General features: G+C 70.2%; 15 protein-coding genes. 4 read left to right on the forward strand and 11 right to left on the reverse strand.

Going from position 1 to position 17,287, the window contains the following annotated elements; genetic code table 11:
- Positions 1 to 105 precede the first annotated feature (105 nt).
- From V6V89_RS16590 to hisD, 4 genes are read right to left on the reverse strand one after another with little or no spacing between them, the layout of a single operon-like run.
- On the reverse strand, positions 106 to 276 hold the full coding sequence (locus tag V6V89_RS16590) for a hypothetical protein (RefSeq protein WP_334620018.1): 171 nt from the start codon (positions 274 to 276) through the stop codon (positions 106 to 108).
- The gene (gene hisB, locus V6V89_RS16595; protein WP_334620019.1) at positions 273 to 884 is read right to left on the reverse strand and encodes an imidazoleglycerol-phosphate dehydratase HisB; all 612 of its coding nucleotides are present in this window, start codon (positions 882 to 884) and stop codon (positions 273 to 275) included. The genes V6V89_RS16590 and hisB overlap by 4 nt, the downstream gene beginning before the upstream one ends.
- Positions 881 to 1,990, reverse strand: a complete 1,110-nt coding sequence (locus V6V89_RS16600) for a histidinol-phosphate transaminase (RefSeq protein WP_334620020.1) — start codon at positions 1,988 to 1,990, stop codon at positions 881 to 883. Before V6V89_RS16600 ends, hisB begins: the two co-directional genes overlap by 4 nt.
- A complete protein-coding gene (hisD, locus tag V6V89_RS16605; protein ID WP_334620021.1) occupies positions 1,987 to 3,276 on the reverse strand; it encodes a histidinol dehydrogenase in 1,290 nt (429 codons plus the stop codon). Before hisD ends, V6V89_RS16600 begins: the two co-directional genes overlap by 4 nt.
- 87 nt (positions 3,277 to 3,363) lie before the next feature.
- On the opposite strand from hisD, the gene V6V89_RS16610 reads away from it, so the two are divergent.
- Positions 3,364 to 4,065, forward strand: coding sequence for an LON peptidase substrate-binding domain-containing protein (locus V6V89_RS16610; protein WP_334620022.1), 702 nt, complete (start codon positions 3,364 to 3,366; stop codon positions 4,063 to 4,065).
- Here V6V89_RS16610 and V6V89_RS16615 read toward each other — a convergent pair.
- The gene (locus tag V6V89_RS16615; RefSeq protein ID WP_334620023.1) at positions 3,980 to 4,771 is read right to left on the reverse strand and encodes a DUF2567 domain-containing protein; all 792 of its coding nucleotides are present in this window, start codon (positions 4,769 to 4,771) and stop codon (positions 3,980 to 3,982) included. The two genes, V6V89_RS16610 and V6V89_RS16615, sit on opposite strands and share 86 nt — an antisense overlap.
- 104 nt (positions 4,772 to 4,875) lie before the next feature.
- A complete protein-coding gene (gene dnaE / locus V6V89_RS16620) occupies positions 4,876 to 8,406 on the reverse strand; it encodes a DNA polymerase III subunit alpha (protein ID WP_334620024.1) in 3,531 nt (1,176 codons plus the stop codon).
- 357 nt (positions 8,407 to 8,763) lie between these two features.
- On the opposite strand from dnaE, the gene V6V89_RS16625 reads away from it, so the two are divergent.
- Positions 8,764 to 10,488 (forward strand): hypothetical protein, encoded by a 1,725-nt coding sequence (locus V6V89_RS16625; RefSeq protein ID WP_334620025.1) that lies wholly within the window; start codon positions 8,764 to 8,766, stop codon positions 10,486 to 10,488.
- Here V6V89_RS16625 and V6V89_RS16630 read toward each other — a convergent pair.
- From V6V89_RS16630 to V6V89_RS16650, 5 genes are all read right to left on the reverse strand, one after another.
- A complete protein-coding gene (locus tag V6V89_RS16630) occupies positions 10,485 to 11,750 on the reverse strand; it encodes a MinD/ParA family ATP-binding protein (RefSeq protein WP_334620026.1) in 1,266 nt (421 codons plus the stop codon). The genes V6V89_RS16625 and V6V89_RS16630 overlap by 4 nt on opposite strands.
- Positions 11,751 to 12,031: 281 nt before the next feature.
- Positions 12,032 to 13,015 (reverse strand): hypothetical protein, encoded by a 984-nt coding sequence (locus V6V89_RS16635; protein ID WP_334620027.1) that lies wholly within the window; start codon positions 13,013 to 13,015, stop codon positions 12,032 to 12,034.
- Positions 13,016 to 13,109: 94 nt separating this feature from the next.
- Positions 13,110 to 13,994 (reverse strand): RluA family pseudouridine synthase, encoded by an 885-nt coding sequence (locus V6V89_RS16640; protein WP_334620036.1) that lies wholly within the window; start codon positions 13,992 to 13,994, stop codon positions 13,110 to 13,112.
- Positions 13,995 to 14,035: 41 nt separating this feature from the next.
- A complete protein-coding gene (gene lspA / locus V6V89_RS16645) occupies positions 14,036 to 14,611 on the reverse strand; it encodes a signal peptidase II (RefSeq protein ID WP_334620037.1) in 576 nt (191 codons plus the stop codon).
- On the reverse strand, positions 14,608 to 15,030 hold the full coding sequence (locus V6V89_RS16650; protein ID WP_334620028.1) for a TraR/DksA family transcriptional regulator: 423 nt from the start codon (positions 15,028 to 15,030) through the stop codon (positions 14,608 to 14,610). Before V6V89_RS16650 ends, lspA begins: the two co-directional genes overlap by 4 nt.
- A gap of 115 nt (positions 15,031 to 15,145) precedes the next feature.
- On the opposite strand from V6V89_RS16650, the gene V6V89_RS16655 reads away from it, so the two are divergent.
- Both V6V89_RS16655 and V6V89_RS16660 read left to right on the forward strand, forming a co-directional pair.
- Complete coding sequence (locus tag V6V89_RS16655; protein WP_334620029.1) at positions 15,146 to 16,819, forward strand: hypothetical protein; 1,674 nt, start codon at positions 15,146 to 15,148, stop codon at positions 16,817 to 16,819.
- Between the two features lie 236 nt (positions 16,820 to 17,055).
- On the forward strand, positions 17,056 to 17,287 hold a 232-nt coding region (locus V6V89_RS16660), incomplete at its 3' end, for a hypothetical protein (protein WP_334620030.1).

A 17,287-nucleotide genomic window follows, 5' to 3' on the forward strand; every position in this document is an offset into this window, starting at 1 on the left:
GGGGCCCCCGCGGAATCGTGGAGCGCAGCGGAGCGATTTCGTGGGGTGGCTGCTGGGGCCCCCGCGGAATCGTGGAGCGCAGCGGAGCGATTTCGTCGGGTGGCATCATCCGTCTCCCGGGATAAGCCAGAGCACGCCGCCGGCGGCAGCCAGCGCCGCGAGCACACCGACGAGGCCGACCGCCCCCTTCGCGGCGCCCTGGCGGTGCATCGACCAGGCCCCGCCGACCAGTACGCCGGCGAGGGCGAACAGCACGACGGGCAGCACGCTGTTCATATGACGCCCTTGGTGCTCGGGATCGCGCCCGCCGCTCGCGGGTCGATCGACACGGCCTCGCGCAGTGCCCGCGCCACCGCCTTGAACTGGCCCTCGACCACATGGTGCGCGTCGGGGTGACCGCCGGGGCGGGCCGCCCGCAGCACCGTCACGTGCAGCGTGATCTTGGCGGCCTGGCCGAACGACTCCCAGATGTGCCGGGTCATGCTCGTCGGGTACACCGGCCCGATGTACGGGGCCAGGGCGGGCTCGTCGTGCACCACGTAGGGCCGGCCGGACAGGTCGACGGCGGCCTGTACGAGCACCTCGTCCATCGGGATGACGGCAGAGCCGTACCGCCTGATGCCCGCCTTGTCGCCGAGCGCCTCCGCGAAGGCCGCGCCAAGCGCGAGCGCGGTGTCTTCCATGGTGTGGTGCGCGTCGATCTCCAGGTCGCCCACGGTGTGGACGGTGAGGTCGAAGCCGCCGTGACGGGAGATCTGGTGCAGCATGTGGTCGTAGAAGCCGACGCCCGTGCTGATGTCACCCTTGCCGGTGCCATCGAGGTCGACCTCGACGAGCACCTTGGTCTCCTTGGTCGTCCGCTCGATGCGGGCGGTGCGGCTCACGATTCCTCCTGGTTCGCTCGCTGCGCGGCGGCCCGAGGCGGCGCTCCGCTCGCTCGTTCTTGCGCCTCCAAAAAGGCGTCCGTCTCGTCTGGTGTGCCGGCGGTGACTCGCAGCCAACCGGCGAGGCCGACGTCGCGCACGAGCACACCACGGTCGAGTAGCGCACGCCACGCGATTTTCTGGTCGCCGCCAACTTCGTACAGGACAAAGTTGGCGTCGCTGTCGGCGACCCGCAGGCCGCGCGACCGCAGCACCTCGACGATGCGGTCGCGCTGCTCCTTGATGGCCTCGACGGTGGCGAGCAGGGCGCCGCGATGGGCGAGCGCCGCGCGGGCGGCGGCCTGCGTGAGGGCGGAGAGATGGTACGGGAGCCGCACGAGCTGCACGGCGTCGATGACCGCCGGATCGGCGGCGAGATAGCCGAGCCGCCCGCCCGCGAACCCGAACGCCTTGCTCATCGTGCGGGTCACCACGAGCCGCTGGTGCCCAGGGAGCACGGTCAGCGCGCTCGGGGTGCCCGGCCGGGCGAACTCCGCGTACGCCTCGTCGACCACCACCATGCCCGGTGCCGCGTCGAGCACGGCAGCCACCACGGCGGGGTCGAGGGCGGTGCCGGTGGGGTTGTTGGGCGAGCAGAGGAACACGATGTCGGGCCGGTGCTGCTCGACCTGCGCAACGGCGTGCTCGACGCTGAGGCCGAAGTCTTCCGCCCGGTATCCGTCGACCCAGCGCGTGCCGGTGCCGGTGGCCAGGAGCGGGTGCATCGAGTACGCCGGGGTGAAGCCCAGCGCCGTGCGCCCAGGCCCGCCGAACGCCTGGAGCAACTGCTGCTGCACCTCGTTGGAGCCGTTGGCGGCCCAGAGGTTCTCGGTCTTCAGCCCGTGCCCGAGGTAGTCGGCCAGATCGGCGCGTAGAGCCACGGCGTCCCTGTCCGGGTACCGGTTGAGATCGCGCAGCTCGGCCTGTAGCGCCTTGCCGATCGCCTCGACCACCGGCTCCGGCACCGGATAGGAGTTTTCGTTGGTGTTGAGCCGCACGGGCACGTCGAGCTGCGGCGCTCCGTACGGTTTCAATCCTCTGAGGTCAGCGCGGAGGGGAAGGCTCACTTGAACCGCGCCTCCACCGCCTGGCCGTGTGCCGGCAGGTCTTCGACGTTGGCGAGCGTGACCACGTGGCCGGCGACGTCGCGCAGCGCCGCCTCGTCGTAGTCGACGATGTGGATGCCGCGCAGGAACGACTGCACCGACAGCCCCGACGAGTGCCGCGCGCAGCCGCCCGTGGGCAACACGTGGTTGGAGCCGGCGCAGTAGTCGCCCAGCGACACCGGCGAGTACGCCCCCACGAAGATCGCGCCGGCGTTGCGCACCCGCAGGGCCCACTCGCGCGCGTTCTCCGTCTGGATCTCCAGGTGCTCCGCCGCGTACGCGTCGACCACCCGCAGCCCCGCCTCCAGGTCATCGACCAGCACCGCTCCGGACTGCGGCCCGGTCAGCGCCTCGGTGATCCGGCCGGCGTGCTTGGTGGCCACCACCTGCCGGGTCAGCTCGCGCTCGACCGCCTCGACCAGCGCCTCGGACGGCGTGACCAGCACGCTCGCCGCCAGTGGGTCGTGCTCGGCCTGGCTGATCAGGTCGGCGGCGACGTGGACCGGGTCGGCGGTGTCGTCGGCCAGGATGGCGATCTCAGTAGGGCCCGCCTCGGCGTCGATGCCCACCACGCCGCGCAGCAGGCGCTTGGCGGCGGTCACCCAGATGTTGCCCGGCCCGGTGATCATGTCGACGGGATCACACTCGTCGACCCCGTACGCCAGCATGGCGATCGCCTGGGCGCCGCCGACCGCGTACACCTCGTCGACGCCCAGCAGCGCGCACGCCGCCAGCACCCTGGCATCGGGCAGGCCACCGTTGTCGACCTGCGGCGGGCTCGCGACGACCAGCGAACCCACGCCCGCCACCTGGGCGGGCACCACGTTCATGACCACGGTGGACGGATACATGGCGAGGCCACCCGGCACGTACAGGCCGACCCGCGCCACCGGCACCCAGCGCTCGGTGACCGTGCCACCCGGCACGACCTGGGTGGTCACGTCGGCGCGCCGCTGGTCGGCGTGCACCTTGCGGGTCCGCGCGATCGCCTCGGTCAGCGCGGCTCGCACGTCGGCGTCGAGCGCCTCCACCGCCGCCGCGATCGCCTCAGCCGGCACCCGCAGCGCGCCCAGGGTCACCCCGTCGAACCGCTCCGTCGCCTCCCGGACCGCGGCGGCCCCATGCTCGCGCACCGCCTCGACGACCGGACGGATCTTGTCGACCGCGACGGAGACGTCGAGCTGCGCACGAGGCAGGAGGCCGCGGGGGTCGGTGGCACTGCCCCGCAGGTCGATCCGGTTCAACACGCCGCAAGTCTATGCGGCCATTTCGCTGGTGGAGGCGCGCCCGTCCGGCGGGTCCAGGCAGTGGGACTCGTTCGGTAGGGTTGTGAAGTGGATCAGCGGTTGCCGGTGTTCCCACTGGGGACGGTGCTCTTTCCGGGGCTGGTGCTGCCGCTGCACATCTTCGAGGAGCGCTACCGCGAGCTCGTGCGCCACCTCGTCTCCCTGCCCGACGGCACACCCCGCGAGTTCGGCGTCGTGGCGATCAGTCGCGGCTGGGAGACCCTGCCCACCGCCGGGCCGTCCTCAGTTCCCGGCTCCTCGGATGTCAGCCTCCACGAGGTGGGGTGCACGGCCGAACTGCGGCAGGTCACCGAGCTGCCCGACGGCAAGTACGACATCGTGACCGTGGGACGGCGCCGGTTTCGCGTCATCGACGTCGACGCCGACTCCACCCCGTACCTCACCGCCAACGTCGAGTGGCTGCCCGAGCCGGCCGGCCAGGAGGAGATCGCCAACCTGCTCGCGCCGCGCGTCCTCTCGGTGTTCCGGCAGTACCTGAGCCTCATGCGCGCCGACACCGACGAGGCCACCGAGCAGCTCCCCGACGACCCGACCGTCCTGTCACACCTGGTGGCGGCCACCACGGCGCTCACCCTCGATGACCGCCAGCGGCTGCTCGCCGCGCCCGACACGGCGGCGCGGCTGCGGGCGGAGCTGCGGCTGCTCAGTCGCGAGGCGGCGCTGCTGAATCAGGTACGGGCGGTGCCGGTGCCGCTGTCGGAGCTTGCGGTGCCGGTGAGCCCCAACTGATCTCTTGCGGGCCGTCGATCGCTTGCGGGCCGTCGATCGCTGGCGCGCCGTCGATCGCTGGCGCGCCGTCGATCGCTGGCGCGCCGTCGATCGCTGGCGCGCCGTCGGCCTCCGGCTCCGGGCGCAGACCGGGGTACTTGGACCAGCCGGCCAACAAGGTGTACATGACCACCGCGCCGAACGCCGGAATCAGCACGTCACCACGCAAGGTCGGGATGACGCCGTAGAGCCATTCGAACCCGCCCGCCCGCAGGTCCGGCGGCCGGCGCAGCGGCTGACCGACCTGTGCCGCCGCCACCACCTGGTCGAAGTCGTCGAGCGCCACCTTGCTGCCCAGCCACCACGCCACCAGCCCGGCAGCTACGGTGCCGACCGCGATCCCGGCCAGCACCGCCGGCCCCCGGTAGCGCCGCAACACCATCCACAGCACGATCGCCGCCACGACACCGAACCCGAGACCCAGCAGCGTGAACCACCCGTCAGCCGCCACGAACTCCTCCGGCTGTGGATCCACCAGCCGGGCCCCCTCGGCCGTCTTCACCATGGGCACACCCGGCGCGATCGCCTTCCACAGCAGGCCGAGCGGCGCACCCAACACGGCGAGCACCACCGCGACCAGGGCCGCGACGCCCAGTACCCGCAGCAGACGCGGCCGCGCCGGCGCGGTACGAAGTTCGACTTCTGGCTCGCGCAGCTCCTCCGTCACGCCCCGATCCTCTCAGCCTCCCGCACCCCCACCCGACCGGGTGCCCCACCGCCCGATCTTCCCCGCCGATCAAGGCCAGACGCCGTGGCTTTGGGGCAGGTGGGTCAGCTGGCCAAGGCGTTGGGGCCGAGCAGCGCCTTGAGGTCGGCCATCAGCGCCGTCGTCGGGGCGACCCTCGTCGGGCCCAGGCGCAGGAGGGTGGAGCGGGAGCCGTTGACGAGCTTGACGTGGACCTCGGCGCTGCCCGGGTGGCTGGTCAGCACCTCACGCAAGCGTTCCACCAGCGGCGGCGTGCACCGCGACGGGGGCAGCGCGAGCACGATCGGCTTGACCTCGTCGGCGGCGGTGATCTCGGGCAGTGACATGTCCATCGCCATCAGCCGCGGCTGGTCGTCACGCCGGTCGACGCGTCCCTTGACCACGACGATGGCGTCTTCGGCGATGTACTGCCCGACGACCTCGTACGTGTTGGGAAAGAAGAGCACCTCGACGGCGCCTCCCAGGTCTTCCAGCGAAGCGGACGCCCACGCCCGGCCCTGCTTGGTGATGCGCCGCTGCACTCCGGAGAGGATGCCGGCGAGCGTGACGACCTGGCCGTCGGCCACGTTGCCCTCTTCGGCGAGGGCGGCGATGGTCATGTCGGCGGCGTCCCGCAGGACGTGCTCGACACCGAGCAGCGGGTGGTCGGACACGTACAGGCCGAGCATCTCGCGCTCGAACGCGAGCAGGTCGGACTTGTCCCACTCGTCGGTGGGGATGACCGGGGTCACGACCATGCCGCCGCCGCTGTCGTCGGAGCCGAACGCGTCGCCGAACAGGTCGTACTGGCCGACGGCCTCGTTGCGCTTGATGTCGAGGAACGAGTCGATCGCGTCGGCGTGGATCGCGAGCAGGCCCTTGCGGCTGTGGCCCAGCGAGTCGAACGCGCCCGCCCTGATCAGCGCGTCGACGGTCTTCTTGTTGCAGGCGACGGCGTCGACCTTGCGCAGGTAGTCGTAGAAGTCGGTGTAGGCGCCCTTTTCCTTGCGGCAGCGCCGGATGGACTCGACGACGTTGGCGCCGACGTTGCGCACGGCGGCCAACCCGAACCGGATGTCGTTGCCGACGGCCGCGAACCGGGCGTTGGACGCGTTGACGTCGGGCGGCAGCACCTTGATGCCCATCCGCCGGCACTCGGCGAGGTAGACGGCGGACTTGTCCTTGTCGTCACCGACGGAGGTGAGCAGCGCGCTCATGTACTCGGCCGGGTAGTTGGCCTTGAGGTACGCGGTCCAGTAGGACACGACGCCGTACGCCGCGGAGTGCGCCTTGTTGAAGGCGTAGTCGGAGAACGGGACCAGGATGTCCCACAGCGTCTTGATCGCCGCGTCGGAGTATCCCTTGGCCTTCATGCCCGCGGAGAACGGCTCGAACTCCTTGTCGAGGATCTCCTTCTTCTTCTTGCCCATGGCCCGGCGCAGCAGGTCGGCGGCGCCGAGCGTGTAGCCGGCGACCTTCTGCGCGATCGCCATAACCTGCTCCTGGTAGACGATCAGCCCGTAGGTGTCGCCCAGGATTTCTTGCAGCGATTCGGCCAGCTCGGGGTGGATCGGCACGACCGGCTTGCGGTTGTTCTTGCGATCGGCGTACTCGTTGTGGGCGTTGGCGCCCATCGGACCCGGCCGGTAGAGCGCGCCCACCGCGGAGATGTCTTCGAAGTTGTCGGGCACCATCGAGCGCAGCAGCGCGCGCATCGGACCGCCGTCGAACTGGAACACGCCCAGCGTGTCGCCGCGCGCCAGCAGCTCGTACGTCGGCTTGTCGTCCAGCGGCAGCTCTTCGAGCACCACGTCGACGCCCCGGTTGTCGCGGATCGCTTCGAGGCAGTCGTCGAGGATCGTGAGGTTGCGCAGGCCGAGGAAGTCCATCTTCAACAGGCCGATGTTTTCGCAGGCGCCCATGTCCCACTGGGTGATGATCGCGCCGTCCTGCTCGCGCTTCTGGATCGGCAGCACGTCGACCAGCGGGTCGCGGGACAGGATCACGGCCGCGGCGTGCACGCCCCACTGCCGCTTGAGTCCTTCGAGCCCCTTGGCGGTGTCGACGATCTTCTGCACCTCGGCGTCGGAGTCGTAGAGCTGCCGGAACTCGACCGCCTCGGGGTATCGCGGGTGGCTTGAGTCGAAGATGCCGCCCAGCGGGATGTCCTTGCCCATCACGGCCGGCGGCATGGCCTTGGTGATCTTGTCGCCCATGGCGAACGGGTATCCGAGCACCCGCGCGGCGTCCTTGATCGCGGCCTTCGCCTTGATCGTGCCGTACGTGATGATCTGCGCGACCCGCTCCTGCCCGTACTTTTCCGTGGCGTACCGGATCATGTCGCCGCGCCGGCGCTCGTCGAAGTCCATGTCGATGTCGGGCATCGAGACGCGGTCGGGGTTGAGGAACCGCTCGAACAGCAGGCCGTGCTGCATCGGGTCGAGCTCGGTGATGCCCAGCGCGTACGCGATCAGCGCGCCCGCTGCCGAACCGCGGCCCGGCCCGACCCGGATGCCCTCTTTCTTGGCGTGCGCCACCAGGTCGGCGGTGACCAGGAAGTAGCCGGGGAAGCCCATCTTGAGGATGACGTCGAGCTCGTACTCGGCCTGCTGCCGCCGGTCTTCGGGCACTCCGTTGGGGAACCGGTTTTCGAGGCCGCGCATGACCTCCTTGCGCAGGAACGACTCCTCGGTCTCCCCCGCCGGCACCGGGAACTGCGGCATCAGGTCGCGCGACGCGAACAGCGTCGAGTAGTCGCCGATCTTCTCCGCGATCTCCAGCGTGTGGTCGCAGGCGCCGGGCACCTCGGCGTCCCACAGCTTGCGCATCTCGGCGGGCGACTTGAGATAGAAGTCGCGGGCGTCGAACTTGAACCGCTTCGGGTCGGCCATCGTCGAACCGGACTGCACGCAGAGCAGCACCTCGTGCGCGTCGGCGTCGCGGTCGTAGGTGTAGTGCAGGTCGTTGGTGGCGACCGGCTTGAGCCCGAGGCGCTTGCCGAGCCGGATCAGGTCCTCGCGCACCCTGGTCTCGATGCCGAGCCCGTGATCCATCAGCTCAAGGTAGAAGTTCTCCGGACCGAAGATGTCTCGAAACTCGGCCGCCGAGGCGCACGCCTTTTCGAAGTCGCCGATGCGCAGCCAGGTCTGGACCTCGCCGGACGGGCAGCCGGTGGTCGCGATGATCCCCTTTGCGTGCTGGTGGAGCAGCTCGCGGTCGGCGCGCGGCTTGTAGAAATACCCCTCTAAGCTGGCCAGCGACCCGAGCCGGAAGAGGTTGCGCAGGCCGGTGGCGTCGGCGGCGAGCATGGTCATGTGGGTATAGGCGCCACCGCCGGAGACGTCGTTCTCCCCACCGTCGGCCCAGCGGACCCGGGTGCGGTCGCGGCGGTCGGTGTTGGGCGTCAGGTACATCTCGCAGCCGATGATCGGCTTGACCCCGGCAGCGGTGGCCTGCTTGTAGAAGTCGTACGCCCCGAAGAGGTTGCCGTGGTCGGTCATCGCGAGGGCGGGCATCTCGAGCCGCTTGGTCTCGCTGAAAAGATCCTTGAGCCGGGCGGCACCGTCGAGCATCGAATACTCGGTGTGCACGTGCAGGTGCACGAACGAGTCAGACACCCTGGGCCCCCTCCCGTTCGCGTGCGACTTACCGGTCACAGAGCCTAGCCCGGGGGGCTGACACCCGGCAGGGGCGACACGGCCTCACGTCGTGCCATCTGGATCACTTGGGCACAGCTCACCCATCGATCACCACGCACGTCCACAGTGGACGCGAGTGAATTGCCCGATACCGTGACATGACCAAGCGGCGCCACCTACGGTAGGTATGAGCGACGCCACCGGGCCGTTACCCGGCTCGGGTATCCTGTGCCGCCGCGGGCTTCCGCAATCCCACGGGGCGAAGGTGGATGGATGGTAGCGGAAGATTTGGTGGGAGACACCGCGAAACCGGCAGTAGGCCGGAAACCGGAGCCCATGCCGGTTGAGGAACTGCTTGAGGACCCGCTGCCGCCGGTCGAAACCACATCAGCACCAACCGTCACGGAAGAACCGCGGGAAGAACCGGCCGGCCCGCCCGTCAAGCGCCAACGCTGGCGCAACTGGCTGCGCGCGCTGTGGATCCCGCTGGAGATCGCCACCGCGGTCACCGCCGCCCTGATCTTCCCCTTCTGGGCAAAAAACATCGACGTCGATCCGATGAACCGAATCGGCCAGGTCAGCGGGCTCTCCGCGCTCCAGTTCCGGTTCGCGATCATCGCCGTCGCGATCGTCACGGTGCTCATCGTCGCGCACAAGCTGCTCAGCCCGTACTGGCGCGATGTCGTCGTCCGGATCGGGTGCGCCGCGGTCGCGGGCCTCGCGACAGGCATGGTCGCGGGCGGCATCCAGGTCGCCCTTCGCGACACCCCACAGCCTCTCTGGGCCGGCGGCGGCGACTACGTCTGGATCCTTCAATGGACCGAGATGCTCATGCGAGGCGAGGACATCCCCGACCATTACGGTCCGCTGCCGTTCACCATCATCCAGTACTGGTCAGAGCGCTCCGACCAGCTGCCCCTGTACGCCCTCAAGGATCTGCAGATCTTCGGCACCGCGCTCTTCGGACCGGGCGCCTACCTCGCCTGGCGGATGAGCCTGCGCCCGATGTGGGCCCTCGGCATCGGCGTCGTGGCGATGCTGCCGTTCATCGAGCCGGTCAAGCCGTACCCGCAGCTGACGCTCGTCATCATGATCCCCGTACTGGTGGCGCTGCTGCGCCAGGCCAGGCGCTCCGACCGGCTGCACCCGCTGCTCGCCCTGCTCTACGGCGCGGGAATAGGCGCGATCCTGGCGCTGCTCTTCCAGCTCTACACCGGCTGGGCGGTCTGGTGCGCGCCCGGCGTGGTGCTCGCCTTCCTGATAGTCACCCCATGGCGGCGCGGCTGGGTCAAGGCGCTGCTGCTCGCCGGCAGCGCGCTGCTGATCTTCCTGCGCATCACCTGGGGCACGATCATGGGCATCTTCGCGCCCACCGGTGCCACAAGCGACAACTACTTCTACTTCGACACAAACACCGAGCCCACCTACTTCGCGATGTGGCGCAACGACCGGCCGGGCGCCGAGTCGCTGCTGTGGCCGCCAACCGGCGAGCTCGGCGGGGTCGGCGTGTTCACGCTGCTGCTCGCGATCGGCATCGGCGCCGCGCTCTGGTTCGGCTGGCGGCGCAGCGCGGTGATCTCGCTCGGCTGCTTCGCGGCCGGCGCCTGGGTACTGCGGATGTGGCTGGCCAGCGAGCAGTGGGCCACGATGACCGTCCGGCTGTACCCGCGCACGACCGCCGTGCTGCTGTACTGCACGCTGCTGCTCACCGGGTTCGCGGTGCTGTACGGCGTGAAGGCGGTCCGCCGGATGATGGCGCACCGGCTCGAGCCGAAGACAGAGCGCGGAGGCGCCCCGGCCGGCGTCATGCTGATCCCGATCATGCTGGTGCTGGCGTCGGCCGCTTCGGCCACCGCCAACCGGTACATGCCGGACACCGAGCGCCGCGACACCGTCGGGTACATGTCGTGGATCGCCCACATGAAGCGGCTACCAGACGGGTCCTGCCCGCGTTGGGGCATCGTCTACGGCTGCCGACCCGACCCGCGACCGAAGTACGAAAAGGACATCCTGCCGAAGTCGTGGCCCCAGCAGCGCCCCGTGATCAAAAAAGGTAGCTAACGGACGAACGGCTCCAGCATCACCGACGCCGCCTTCAGCCACGCCTCCCGCGTCTCCGGCTGGAGTTGGGCGTACTCGATCGAGGAGCCGGCCTCCAGCGCGGGGTCGTAGGGCACTACGGCCACCGCCCTGGTCCTGCCCTCGAAGTGCCCCGCCAGGTCGTCGAGCAGCGGCGACTTGGCCGGCGTCGGGCACGAGAGCAGCGTGACCGCGTTTTCCGCCAGCTCGCCCATGCCCACCTCGTACAGCAGGTCGAGCATCCAGTCGGCGGTGAACGCGGCGTCTTCGCGCGGCACCGTGGTGATCACGAGCTGGTCGGCCGCCTGGAGCACGGTCTGCCAGTTGGCGCTCTCCACGTTGTTGCCGGTGTCGACACAGATCACGTCGTGGGTGCGGCGCAGCAGCTCCAGCACCCGCCGCACGGTGTACTGGTCAAGCCGCTGCGCGAACCGTGGGCTCTCCTCGCCGGCCAGCACGTCGTACGAGCCGTCGGAGGCGTGCCGCAGGTAGTCGTCCAGGGTGTCCTTCAGGTCGATCCCGTGCATCGCCTCGACGTCAGCCAGATCGGCGATCAGGTGCCGGATGGTACGCGCGTGGCGTGCGCTGCCGGCGCGCAGGCCGAGCGTGCCGCGCAGCTCGTTGTCGTCCCAGGCCAGGACCCCGCGCCCGCGGACACTGCCGACCGTCGCGGCGGCCAGCACGGTCGCGGTGGTCTTGTGCACGCCGCCCTTGGGGTTGGCGAACGCGAGCACCTTCGGGTTGCCCAGGTCGCGGCGCAGCACGCCCACCGCACGTTCGACCTCGGGGTCGGGCCGGCTCTGCCGCCACTCGATGCGCGACGGGTACGGGTCGGGTGCGGGCGGGGCGTATCCGTTGCTCGGCGGGGGTGGCAGGTAGCGCTCCTCTTCCAGAGCGGCGTACCGGTTGTACTCCTCGCGCTGCGGCGGGTACCGCCTCTCATAGTCGTCGGGGTACCGGGGCTGATCCCGGTAGTCGTCGCGGTAGCGGATGTCGGGCGGATAGCCCTCGTCGTAGTCCTGCGGGTACCCGCCGTAGCTCGGGCGGCCGTTCGCGCCGTTCACCCGGGGGCGTGGCGCCTGCCCATCGAGCGGGCTCGGTGCCCGCCGGATCATGCCCTGCTGATCGACCACGACCTCTGGGTCTTCGCCCGAGCGGTTGCCTAGTAGGGCACGGTCCAATAGCGCACGCCATCGCGGCGCTGGTTCCGCAGGCCGGCCCCAGCCGGTCTCGGTGCCCTCCACGGCTCGCCCCTCCCAGCGCCATCTCGGTCCACCTGCGGATCCCGGTAGGAGCCGTGGCGACCAACGACGGCGATTGACCTGAACTCCGGTCTTGGTCCCTCGCTTCGATCGGCGTTTCTCAGCGAGGACCCCGCATGACAGGCTACGAACAAATCCCTATTGAGACCACACCATCGGCCCTACGAGAGCACGACACTCCGATCGACCCGTTTTGGGACACGAGCGGCACCCACCCAAAGGTTCAACGGCCGGACAGGCCGCGAGATGCTGCCGAACGGTTGTCACTGAGACGAGGGCGTCGTCGTCGCGGGGTCGCTCGGCGCGGGTGTGGAGGGCTCCGAGGCGTCGCTGGAGGCGCTGGGCGACGGCTCGGCGGACGGCTCCGGCGACGGCTCAGCGGGCGAGGCCGACGGGCTTTCCGCAGGCTGGGCGGGTGTCGCGGAGGCCGGTGGCTCGGACGGCAGGGCGGTATCGGCCGGCGGGCGGACGATGTCGCGCTGCTCGGGCAACGGCGGGAGGAACACCGCGCGGTCCAGCCGCCGCACCTCCGGCGCGGCGTCGACGGCGCGCACCTCCGGTCGCTCGAAAACCCGATCCAACGCCTGGGATGTGGCGCGAACCACAGCCGCGTACACACAGGAACAGCCACCGCGGTATGCCTCAGCCTCCGCGACGGCCACCGTCGCGCCGCGGTCGTACACCTGGCGCAGCTCCCGCTCGCGCGCGCTGCCGCCGGTCAGCTGCTCGCTGAGCTGGCGGTACTCCGCCGCCTCGGCTTCCTTGCGGCCGGCGACGATCGCCATCCCGGCCGTGACGTCGTCGGGCACGCGCAGCGCCGGAATGCGCACTATCTGGGTTTGGGTCTCCGGCAGCGGCACCCGCCCGAAAACCTGCGACACCGCGATCCCACCCAGGATCGGCTTCAGCCTCTCGGGTTCCAGGTACGCCGAGAGGGTGACCAGAGCGTACGTCTCCTGCCCCTCGGCCAGCGTGGCGAGCTCGTTTCGGCTCGACCGCACGTACTGCGGGATCGACTCCCCGTCGGTCACACCGACCCGCACGACATCACCCACCGTGACGTCACCGGAGGGCTGGCCGCGGCTCGCCGTCCACACCGCGGTCAACAGCACCGCGCTCACCGAGAGCAGAGCGGTAGCCGTGAGTACACGAATGCGCACCCGACCATGCGCAAGCCGACCCAGCGCTGCCGCCAGGGGTGGCAGCATCCGGCTGTCAAGCCGGCGCAGCAGGTCGCCAGCGCGCACGGCGTCGCTCTCCCTCCGTCGCGGGTCACCTTCGAACCCGGTAGGAGCCGTGGCTGCCCACGACGGCGATCGACCGGGATTTCGGCTTGTTTGGTCAGGCGGCGTCGCGCAGCTTCGTCAGCGCCCTCGCCAGGTCATCAGGGTAGTCGCTGACGAAATGAACCTCTTCCCCCGTACGGGGGTGCAGGAAGCTGAGCGCCCGGGCATGCAACCACTGTCTGGACAGCCCCAACCGCGCCGCGAGTGTCGGATCCGCACCGTACGTCAGGTCACCCACGCACGGGTGCCGCATGGCCGAGAAGTGGACCCGGATCTGGTGCGTACGGCCGGTCTCCAACCGGACATCGACGAGGCTTGCGGACGGAAACGCCTCCAGCGTGTCGTAATGCGTGACGCTGGGCTTACCGCCTGACATCACGGCCCACCTGTAGTCGTGCGTCGGGTGCCGGTCGATCGGCGCGTCGATCGTGCCCCGCAGCGGATCCAGATGCCCCTGTGTCACCGCGTGGTATCGCTTCTCGACCTCGCGCTCCTTGAACGCTCGCTTCAAGGCGCTGTAAGCCTGGTCACTCTTAGCGACCACCATCAGGCCCGTCGTGCCGACGTCGAGCCGGTGCACCACACCCTGTCGCTCGGCCGCGCCGCTCGTCGAGATCGAATGCCCCATGCCGGCCAGGCCGCCGATCACCGTGGGCCCCGTCCACCCCGGACTCGGGTGCGCGGCCACGCCGACCGGCTTGTCGACCACCACGATGTCTTCGTCGCTGTAGATCACGCGCAGGCCCGGCACAGCCTGCGCCACCACCTGGGGTGGCGCCGGTGGCGCCGGCAGCGTCACCTCCAGCCACGAACCGGCGCTGACCTTGTCGGCCTTCGGCCGGGGCACGCCATCCACGAGCGCGTCGCCGGCCTCGACCAGCGCGGCAGCGGCAGTGCGAGACAGCCCGAAAAGGCGTGACACGGCCTGGTCCAGGCGCATCCCATCCAGGCCATCGGGTACTGGCAACGAGCGGGTCGGCGTCACGAAGGATCCTTCTTGGATCGGATTCGCGAGCCGTCGCGCTGCCGCCCCGTCAACTCCAGCACCACCGCGAGCACCACGCCGCACACCAGCGCGCTGTCCGCCAGATTGAAGATCGGCCACACCTGGCCGTACGGATCGAAGAGGCTGACCATGTCGACGACGTGCCCGACGAAGGGGCCCGGCGCCCGAAACAGCCGGTCGACAAAGTTGCCGAGCCCGCCGCCGAGCACCAGCCCGAGCGCCACCGCCCACGGCAGCGATCGCAGCTTCACCGCCATGAAGCAGATCCACGCCACCACACCGGCCATCACGACCGGAAACACGAACGTGTAGTCGCTGCCCATGCTGAACGCCGCACCACTGTTACGGGTCAGCGTCAGGTAGACCGCGCCGCCCAGCAACCTCACCGGCTCGCGGTTTTCGAGCGCGGCGAGCGCCCAGTGCTTGGTGCCAAGGTCGGCAAGGCACACGACGGCGGCCGTCGCGGCCAGGATGGTGACCGCACGCCTTCGCGTGGTCGCCTTCGTCCCGGCCGTCGAATCGGCCGCCGTCGTCTCCGCGTCCGCAGTCAGCGCCGCTCCTCCAGTTGCTTACAGGTCACACACAGTGTCGCGGAGGGGAACGCGGCAAGCCGCTCCACCGGGATCGGGTTGCCACACCGCTCGCACCAGCCGTAGCCGCCCTCATCGAGCCGCTCCAGCGCCCGCTCCACCTGGCTGACCCGCTCCAGGATGCCGTTGGCGAGAGAGATCTCCTGCTCACGCTCGAACGTCTTGGTGCCGGTGTCAGCCTGGTCGTCGCCGGCCGAGTCGGTCAGCCGCTCGCGCTGAAGCTCGGTAATCTCGCTCAGCGTCTGATCGTACTCGGTGCGCAGTTCGTCCAGCCGAGCCGCCAGCGCGGCCCTGATCTTCTCGGTCTCCGCGGCAGTGCGGGTGCCCTTGGCCGGCTTGCGGCTTGCGGCGGTGGTCTTCGTGTCGGCAGTCTTCGCCATCGTCGCTCCCTTGTCCGCGGTCTGCGCGGCGGTCGGCGGGGCCTGGGTGGCCGCGGTCGGTGTGGTGATCTCCTCAGCGCTACGAGCGGGTCTCGCCGTAGCGTCTGGAGCGGCGGTGACCGTCTCTTCAGACGGTCCGGTGGCCGGGGTCGTACCGGCCGTCGTGTCATCTCGCACGTCGCCCACTGGCGACGCCGCCTTAGTCGCGCCCTTCCTGGCGGCCCGCTTCGCCGTGGCCTTGCTCGCGGGCTTCGCGTCGCTGGCTGGCGTTGCCCCGGCCTGGCTCACCGGTTCGGCGGGGGCCGCGGCTTTCGCTGCTGGCGCGGCCTTCTTACCTGGTGCCGCCTTCGTCGTTGAAGCCGACCTCTTCCAAGGTGCCGCCGCCTTCTCGACCGGCGCCTGTGGCGCGGCGGCGGCCTTAGCTGCCTTCGTTACGGCCTTCTTTGTCGAGGTCTTCTTTGTCGAGGTCTTCTCAGCAGGCGCGGTCCTCGCAGCGGGCGCGGTCTTCGCAGCGGGCGCGGTCTTCGCAGCGGGCGCGGTCTTCGCAGCGGGCGCGGTCTTCGCAGCAGGCGCGGTCTTCGCAGCAGGCGCGGTCTTCGCAGCAGGCGCGGTCTTCGCAGCAGGCGCGGTCTTCGCAGCAGGCGCGGTCTTCGCAGCAGGCGCGGTCTTCGCAGCAGGCGCGGTCTTCGCAGCGGGCGCGGTCTTCGCAGCGGGCGCTACCTTGGCCCGCGCCGTGGCCGGGGCGGCCTTGCTCGCTGCGGCCCTGCTCGCTGCGGCCCTGCCTGTCGCGGCAGTGCTCGCCTTCACGGGTGCTGCCTTCTTCGCCCTCTGCTCGCCACGCGTGGCCGTCGCAGCGGCCTTACGACCAGCCGTCGGCTTCGCCGCCGACGCGCCACCGGCCGTCGGAGCGGCAACCTTCTTGGCAGCCCCGGCCTTGCTCGCCTTGGCCCCCGATCCGGCACCCGCCGCCGCAGCTTTACGGCCAGTCGCGGCCTTGGCCCTCGTCCCACCGGCCGCGGTCGCGGCAGGCTGGGCCTCTGCCGTCGGCGCGGCCTTGGGGGCGGCCTTGGTCGCCACCTTCGCCGGCGCCTTCCCCGGTGCTTGGCCTTTCGCACCCGCCTGGCCGCGGGCTGCGGCCTTAGTCGCAGATGCCGCCTTCGCGGCAGGCGCGGCCTTCGCGGCAGGCGCGGCCTTCGTAGCCGGCGCGGCCTTCGCGGCAGGCGCGGCCTTCGCGGTGGACGCGGCCTTCGTAGCCGGCGCGGCCTTTGAGGCAGGTGTCGCTTTAGCGTTCGCCGCGGGGGCGGCCTTCGCCGAAGCCGCCTTGGCTGGCGCGGCCTTGCTCCCCGCAGCGGTCTTCGCGCTGCTCGCGGCCTTCTTACCGGGCCCGGCTGTTTTGGCGGGCGCCGCCTTCCGGCCCGCCGGTGCCGTCGTCGCCGGCGTGCTCTTCCCTCGCGACGCGGTCGCCCGCGCCCCTGCGGCACGCTGTGTAGCAGCGCCGCTCTTCGATGCCGCCTTGCGTGCGGCTTTCGCCCGCTCGGCCATCGCGTCCCCCACTAGCAAAACGGCGCGCGGCGGGACGCCGCGCACTCCGGTGGCTGGCAAGAATACGGAACGTGAAGACGTCCGACAACATGCCGCACCGCTGGTACCCAATTCAGACCACCCTAAACCCACAAACAACGCAAAACGCCCAACCTCAGCGATAAACTCGACATCCCATGCACGAGCCCGATCACAGCCGCCTCACGCCGGCGGGGTGGGCCTCTGTGGTGACAGGCTGCACTCGTGAGGGCGCTGCGCGACCACGCGTCGTGCCCGCCGCGTCGTTCGCCGCCTCGCTCGCGGCCGGGAAGCGGTGATATGTCCGTCTTTGCACGGAAGTCGTTTCAAGCCCTAGCAGCTCCCCAGCACGGACCGGGCAATTCGGTCGCGTGAGGGGCGCGGAACGGCACCGGTCCCATCGGCAAACGACCTTGACGCAGCGCCGGATCACTCAATCCAAGGGCGTCGATCAAGGAGATCTGCATGGATCAAGGGCGAATGCACGTGGAAATGAGATCGAACCACGTGCATTCGCCCTTGATCGACGGAAAGGGGCGCGCTCCGCGCGGACGGCGCGGCGCGGACGGCGCGGCGCGGCGCGGACGGCGCGGCGCGGACGGCGCGGCGCGGACGGCGCGTTTAGGCGTCGCGGTCGTCGCCGTGTTCCGCGAAGCAGACGGCCAGGCCGTCCCAGCGCTTTACGGTTCGTCGTCCG

The sequence above is a fragment of the Micromonospora sp. CPCC 206061 genome, assembly GCF_036906915.1.
In the GTDB taxonomy this organism is placed as follows: Bacteria; Actinomycetota; Actinomycetes; order Mycobacteriales; family Micromonosporaceae; genus Phytohabitans.

Coding starts and splice junctions, on each gene's coding strand:
- V6V89_RS16640 (WP_334620036.1), bottom strand. CDS start 13,994: ATGCGCCTGGACCAGGCCGTGTCACGCCTTTTCGGGCTGTCTCGCACT.
- V6V89_RS16590 (WP_334620018.1), bottom strand. CDS start 276: ATGAACAGCGTGCTGCCCGTCGTGCTGTTCGCCCTCGCCGGCGTACTG.
- V6V89_RS16625 (WP_334620025.1), top strand. CDS start 8,764: ATGCCGGTTGAGGAACTGCTTGAGGACCCGCTGCCGCCGGTCGAAACC.
- V6V89_RS16650 (WP_334620028.1), bottom strand. CDS start 15,030: ATGGCGAAGACTGCCGACACGAAGACCACCGCCGCAAGCCGCAAGCCG.